2 protein-coding genes and 1 pseudogene are annotated in these 2,640 nt (G+C 61.7%); all 3 read left to right on the forward strand.

All coding sequences use genetic code 11. The features are described from left to right. Positions 1 to 106 precede the first annotated feature (106 nt). Positions 107 to 889 (forward strand): annotated as a pseudogene (locus FEM54_RS30120) (sugar phosphate isomerase/epimerase family protein). Next, entirely contained in the window at positions 882 to 1,823 is a 942-nt protein-coding gene (locus tag FEM54_RS30125) for a sugar kinase (RefSeq protein WP_138454017.1), read from the forward strand. The pseudogene FEM54_RS30120 and the gene FEM54_RS30125 overlap by 8 nt, the downstream one beginning before the upstream one ends. Before the next feature lie 45 nt (positions 1,824 to 1,868). After that, a partial coding sequence (locus tag FEM54_RS30130; RefSeq protein WP_138454018.1) for an MFS transporter occupies positions 1,869 to 2,640 on the forward strand: 772 nt, incomplete at its 3' end.

Genomic DNA, 2,640 nt, shown 5'->3' on the forward strand with positions numbered 1-2,640 from the left:
CTGTCAGGCGAAGCCGTAGTCGCCTGACACACCGCCATCGCAGGCAAGCCAGCTCCCACATTGGTTTTTCGTATAAAAATGAAACCGGTTTCAGAGGTACATAACAATGCATAAATACCCCGTTTCCATCAGCCTATCCAGCTACGGTGCCGACCTGGTACGCACGCTTGGCCAATTGAGTTTTGTCGAACTGCTCAGTGCCGCCGGCGCCCAGCGCATCGAGTGGCGCGAAGAACTGCTGACCACCGAACAACCCACCGACCTCGCCCAGGCCGCTGCCGAAAACGGCCTGGAATCGGTGTTCTCGTCGCCTCTGGAGCTTTGGGTCGCCGGGCGCGCCCAGCCGAACGCTGAACTCAGTGCAACCCTGGACCGCGCACAAGCGTTTGGCTCGCGCTGGCTGTAGGTTTCCCTCGGTTATTTCACCGACACCAACGACCTGCAAAGCCTGCACGCCCTGCTCAACCGCCACCCGGTCAAACTCCTGGTGGAGAACGACCAGACCCTGCACGGTGGGCGCATCGAGCCAATGCAACGCTTCTTCACTGAGGTGGAACGCCTGGGCTTGCCGGTGAAAATGACCTTCGACATCGGCAACTGGCAGTGGCAGGACCAATCCGCGCTCACTGCCGCGCGGCTGTTGGGCCGCCATGTGGATTACCTGCACTGCAAGGCCGTGGCGCGTCGCCAGGACGGCAAGCTGGTGGCCTTGCCGCCCGGCGCCACCGACCTGCATCTGTGGGAACAACTGCTCAAACATATGACTCAAGGTATTACCCGGGCCGTGGAATTCCCGTTGCAAGGCGATGACCTGGTTGCAGTCACCGCACAGCAGGTCGCCGCCCTCGCCCTCCTTGGCCAACCCCGCGCGGAGAATGCCCATGTCTGAGATCGATATCCTTTCGTTTGGTGAAACCATGGCGATGTTTGTCGCCGAACAGACCGGCGACCTGGCCCAGGTGGCGCAGTTTCACAAGCGCATTGCCGGGGCCGACAGCAATGTCGCCATCGGCCTGTCGCGCCTGGGTTTCAATGTGACGTGGCTAAGCCGTGTCGGCGACGATTCCCTGGGGCGCTTTGTGGTCGACACGCTGAAGAACGAAGGCCTGGATTGTCGGCATGTGGCGGTCGACCCGCTGCACCCGACCGGCCTTCAATTCAAGTCCCGCGAAGAAGCCGGCGCCGACCCGCAGGTGGAGTACTTCCGTAAAGGCTCGGCGGCCAGCCACTTGTCGATTGCCGCGATCAGCCCCGCCTTGCTGCAAGCGCGCCACCTGCATGCCACCGGCATCCCGCCCGCCTTGTCCGCGGCCACCCGCGAGCTGTCCGTGGAACTGATGACGCAGATGCGCAAAGCCGGGCGCAGCGTGTCGTTCGACCCGAACCTGCGCCCGTCGTTATGGGCCAGCCAAGCGCAGATGGTCGGCGAAATCAACGCCCTCGCCGCCCTGGCTGATTGGGTGTTGCCGGGCCTGGGCGAAGGCCGCCTGCTCACCGGCTTTGACGACCCGGCCGACATCGCCGCGTTCTACCTCGACCAGGGCGCCGAAGCCGTGGCAATCAAGCTGGGCGCGGACGGCGCCTACTACCGCACCCACATGGACCAAGGCTTTATTGCCGCCGTGCCGGTGGAAACCGTCGTGGATACCGTGGGTGCCGGTGATGGTTTTGCCGTCGGCATGATCAGCGCCCTGCTCGAAAACCTGAGCTTCCCCGAGGCGGTACAGCGCGGCAACTGGATCGGCAGCCGCGCCGTGCAAAGCCGAGGTGATATGGAAGGTTTGCCCACCCGCTCTGAATTACCCAGCCGATCTGTTGCATGACCCACTCCCTGTTGCCACAACTACAACAAGCTCAGGAGCAACCCCATGGAAACTGTGAAACTCGCCACCCGCCGCTGGTGGTACATCATGCCTATCGTGTTCATCACCTACAGCCTGGCATACCTGGATCGTGCCAACTACGGCTTCGCCGCTGCCTCCGGCATGGCCGAAGACCTGATGATCACCCCCGGCATGTCGTCGTTGCTGGGCGCGCTGTTTTTTCTTGGCTACTTTTTCTTCCAGGTGCCAGGTGCGATCTACGCGCAAAAACGCAGCGTTAAAAAGCTGATTTTCGTCAGCCTGATTCTGTGGGGCAGCCTGGCCACACTGACCGGCGTGGTCTCCAACGCTTATATGCTGATCGCCATTCGCTTCATGCTCGGCGTGGTTGAAGCCGCGGTGATGCCGGCGATGCTGGTGTACCTGTGCCACTGGTTTACCCGAGCCGAACGCTCACGGGCCAACACCTTCCTGATCCTCGGCAACCCGGTCACCATGATGTGGATGTCGGTGGTCTCGGGCTATCTGGTGCAGCACTTCAGCTGGCGCTGGATGTTTATCATCGAAGGCCTGCCGGCGGTGATCTGGGCGTTTATCTGGTGGAAGCTGGCGGATGAAAAACCCGCCGACGCCAAGTGGCTGAGCAAGCAGCATAAACAAGACCTGCAAAGCGCCCTGGCCGCCGAACAGGTCGGGATCAAGGCGGTGAAGAACTACGCCGAAGCCTTTCGTTCGCCCAAGGTGATCATCCTGGCGCTGCAGTTTTTTTGCTGGAGCATCGGCGTGTATGGCTTCGTGTTGTGGCTGCCGTCGGTCC

The organism is Pseudomonas edaphica (genome assembly GCF_005863185.1).
Taxonomy (GTDB): Bacteria; Pseudomonadota; Gammaproteobacteria; order Pseudomonadales; family Pseudomonadaceae; genus Aquipseudomonas; species Aquipseudomonas edaphica.